Source organism: Marinospirillum sp., assembly GCF_014859565.1.
The window spans coordinates 1-3,524 of sequence record NZ_JACUUA010000291.1; the positions used below are offsets into that span (position 1 = coordinate 1).

Below are 3,524 nucleotides of genomic sequence, written 5' to 3' on the forward strand. Positions count from 1 at the left end.
GGCTGTTTGCCCCTGAGCATCGGTGACAATAAACTGGATATTCGGGTGTTGTGCCAATACCGCCTGCACCTCCTGCACCTGAACCTTGCGCCAGTCATTAGCCAGGGTGTCCTGAGCAAAACCCACTACAAACCGTGGCTCAGCGGCACCACTGTTAACCACCCACAACAGCAACATCAGCACAATCAACCGGGGCAGGATCATACTGCGCGCTCCAGTGAGGTATCCGAATGTCCACCGTGATGATCTGACTCATAAAATGCAAAACCATTTTTACCGGCATGTTTGGCCTTGTACATGGCATGGTCAGCCTGCTGTAGCAGGTTTTCTGAATCCTGTGCATGGCTCTGAGGGTAAAGCGCCACACCCAGACTGGCGGAAACTTTTAAAAGTTTTCCGTCTTTCCAGAAAATCGGATCCGCTATCTCTTTTAATAAACGCTGCAGCAAACTCAGTACTGAACTCAGATCTTTCTGATCAAGCAGCAGCATCACAAACTCATCACCACCCAGCCGTGCCAGAGTGTCTTCTTCTCGCAGGCATTTTTTGATGCGCTCAGCTACCTGTTGCAACACATAATCACCGGCATCATGTCCAAAGGTGTCATTCACGGCTTTAAAACCATCCAGATCCAGAAACACCACACCTACACCGCCACCATTATTACGGCGCACCTGAGTCATCGCCTGCTGCAGGCGATCCACCAGCAGGGTGCGATTTGGCAGACCAGTCAGTGCATCATGCCAGGCAAGATGCTGCAAATGCTGTTGTTGTTCTTTTTGCAAGCTAATATCACTGAATAAACAGACAAAATGGCGCACCATCCCCCTGGAATTACGTACCGCATTAATACTGATGAACTCAACAAACACCTCACCGTTTTTACGGCGGTTCCAGATTTCACCCTGCCACTGGCCTGTATCCAGCAGTTGTTGCCACAGCTGCTGATAAAAACTCTTGTCATGGTGGCCGGATTTTAACAGTGCTGGTGTTTTGGAGATGGCTTCTTCACGGCTGTAACCGGTGATGCGGGTGAAGGACTCATTCACATCGAGGATCTGTCCACGTAAATCAGTGAGCATGATGGCCTCACTGGCATGGTGAAAAACCGACAACACCAAACGCTCCTGCTCGTCACGCTCATGCCTCAGCATGGCGTAACGCAGGGATTTTCTCAGCATCCAGCTTTCAACACCCTTGCGCAGATAATCATCCGCACCGGCTTCTATTGCTGCCTCAGTCAGTTTTGTATCATCCCAGCCGGTATGCACCACCACCGGCACATCCCCCAGCAGTTCACGACAACGAATTACTGTGTTAACACCACTGGAATCCGGCAGATTAAGATCCAGCAACACTACATCCGGCGGTGTGTGCATGGTCGCTGACAGTGCTTCCACTTCAGCCATGGATGCCGCTTGTATCACCTGAAAAGCATCATCCAGACGTTCATTCAGGCGAAAATGAATCAAGGTGGCTTCATCTGGGTCATCTTCAACCACCAGGACAAGGGGTGCAGTTTTAAGGCTTAACTTACCGATTGTTTTCATCGTTGTTCTCATTACTCTGCTCCACTGCCGCACCAGGCAGGTCAAAAACAAAACAGGCACCACCCAGCTCCGCGGATTCCACCCGAATATCACCACCGGCCTGATGAATCAGTTTTTTGGCCAGCGCCAATCCCATACCCGTTCCGGGGTAGGCTTCATTGTTGGGTACCAACCGCACAAATATCTCAAACACCTGTTCCCTATAAGCCAGATTAATACCCTGACCATTATCCTCAAACCGAAAAACGACCCGACCGGCTCGGTGTACAGCCGATATACTAATTTGCAAGGGGCGTTCCTTACTGCGGTATAACAAAGCATTATCCAGCAGCACCTGCCAGATATCCTTCATGCGCCGTTCGGCAAAAAAAACAGCAGGCCAGTCCTCACTCAACCGCACATCAACCTTTTGCAAAGCTTTGGTATAAGCAGCTGAAGACAGAAGTTGCTGCAAGTTTTGCCGTGCATCCAGAGTTGTGGGTTCCAACCGCAACTGATCCAGTGCCAGATAACGCTGCACATCTCGTACCAGGTCACTCAGTCGCCGCGCCTGGCTTTCAACAAACTCCAGCGAGACTCGTGTATCCGGTTGATCTCGCAACAGCTGGTTCTGTCCCAGACGCTGTGAAAAAGCCACCAAACGCCGTGTGGGTTCCTGAAAGTGATGCGCCATAACTTCACTAAGCCGTGCCAGCTCCACGTTGGACTGTTTTAATGAACTGGTTAATGCATTAAAAGCAGTCACCACCCGTCCAATTTCGTCATGCTGATGGGCTGGCAGAGGTTTGAGGGGCTTAAAATCCCGTGGGTCGCCTTGTTGTAAAGCATGTGCAATATCAGCCAGTGGCCGGGTCAGCAAACGGTTGGAGATAATCAGAATAATAAATGCCAGCAATACATTACGGATCACCCCAAACACCAACTCCCAGAGCACCCGGCGGGAAAAGTCAGCTCCAGCCACACCTCCGTTCACCCGGATCTGCAACTGTCCAACAGGTAACCGTTCTCCGGTGTGGATGTTGTTCCAGATCAGTGGCTGGGAAAAAACCAGTTCTCTGCCTAGCAGGTGATCAAAAGAGGAACGAGGTTGACTATCACGGCGATCTTTTTGTGCCAGCACACGCTCTCTTTCGGTCATCAGTTGACCGTAAACCAATGACTGCACTGCAAACAGACCTTCCAGCACTTCTTCTGCCAGAGTGGCATCCAGGGTGTAAGCGGCCTGAGTGGCTGCATTAGAGGTGGTTAACAACAACTCATCCATGCGGTTATTGATGTTGCTGCGGGTTTGTTGCAAGTCCACAAGAATCAGCACCAGACTGAGTAATACACCCAGTACCACGGCGGCCAGCAGAGTCTGACGAGTATGTTGCCAGGCCAGGCTGCTGCGATTAAACGGCAGCGCGGGTCTGCGTGAGGCGTTTTTTTGGTGGTTCAATGAATCATCTCGGCTGTATCCACTCGCCAGTGGGTGCCCGCCCAGGCATCCAGAATGGCTTCAATTTCACCTTGTTTGCGCAACTGAACAAGGACTTGACGTACAGACTCCAGCGGTGCTGTGCCACACCACTTTCTGCTTCCAGGGCCTTGGCAATATCAAACCAGATTCCCTGCAGTTCATCCAGGTCATCACCGGCAACCTATCAGCAGAAAAAACAAACCCGCAGGAAGCCTTGTATAACTCATCAAGCACCTCCTGCGGGTCAGTTATATTTAAAGTCCAGCAACAGAATAAAACAAAAATACCGGCCATGTCTCTGAATACTGCCGAATGCTTAATCCATATACACCCGGAACTGTTTACGCAGCTCATCAATTACCTGGGTGGTTTCCTGCACGTGCTGACAAGCCACCAGCGCCTGCGCAGCCTGAGCCGCATTACCATCCGCCAGTCGTGCAATACCTTCCACGGTTTCGGCTACTTCACGCGCTGCCATTGCCTGCTCCTGCAGCACTATCTGAATATCCTGAGTG

General features: G+C 51.0%; 4 protein-coding genes. All 4 read right to left on the reverse strand.

Going from position 1 to position 3,524, the window contains the following annotated elements:
- Positions 1 to 204, reverse strand: a 204-nt coding sequence (locus IBX50_RS18485; protein ID WP_292257873.1) for a hypothetical protein, incomplete at its 3' end; no start/stop codon positions are given.
- Positions 201 to 1,550: a diguanylate cyclase gene (locus IBX50_RS18490; protein WP_292257874.1), complete on the reverse strand. Its 1,350-nt coding sequence runs from the start codon at positions 1,548 to 1,550 to the stop codon at positions 201 to 203. The genes IBX50_RS18485 and IBX50_RS18490, both read right to left, overlap by 4 nt.
- Positions 1,534 to 2,988, reverse strand: coding sequence for a HAMP domain-containing sensor histidine kinase (locus tag IBX50_RS18495; RefSeq protein ID WP_292257875.1), 1,455 nt, complete (start codon positions 2,986 to 2,988; stop codon positions 1,534 to 1,536). Before IBX50_RS18495 ends, IBX50_RS18490 begins: the two co-directional genes overlap by 17 nt.
- A 337-nt stretch (positions 2,989 to 3,325) precedes the next feature.
- Positions 3,326 to 3,524, reverse strand: a 199-nt coding sequence (locus IBX50_RS18500; RefSeq protein WP_292257876.1) for a hypothetical protein, incomplete at its 5' end; no start/stop codon positions are given.

Bases quoted from the DNA above. Each gene is read 5' to 3' on its own strand.
- IBX50_RS18490 (WP_292257874.1), bottom strand. From the start codon at position 1,550: ATGAAAACAATCGGTAAGTTAAGCCTTAAAACTGCACCCCTTGTCCTG.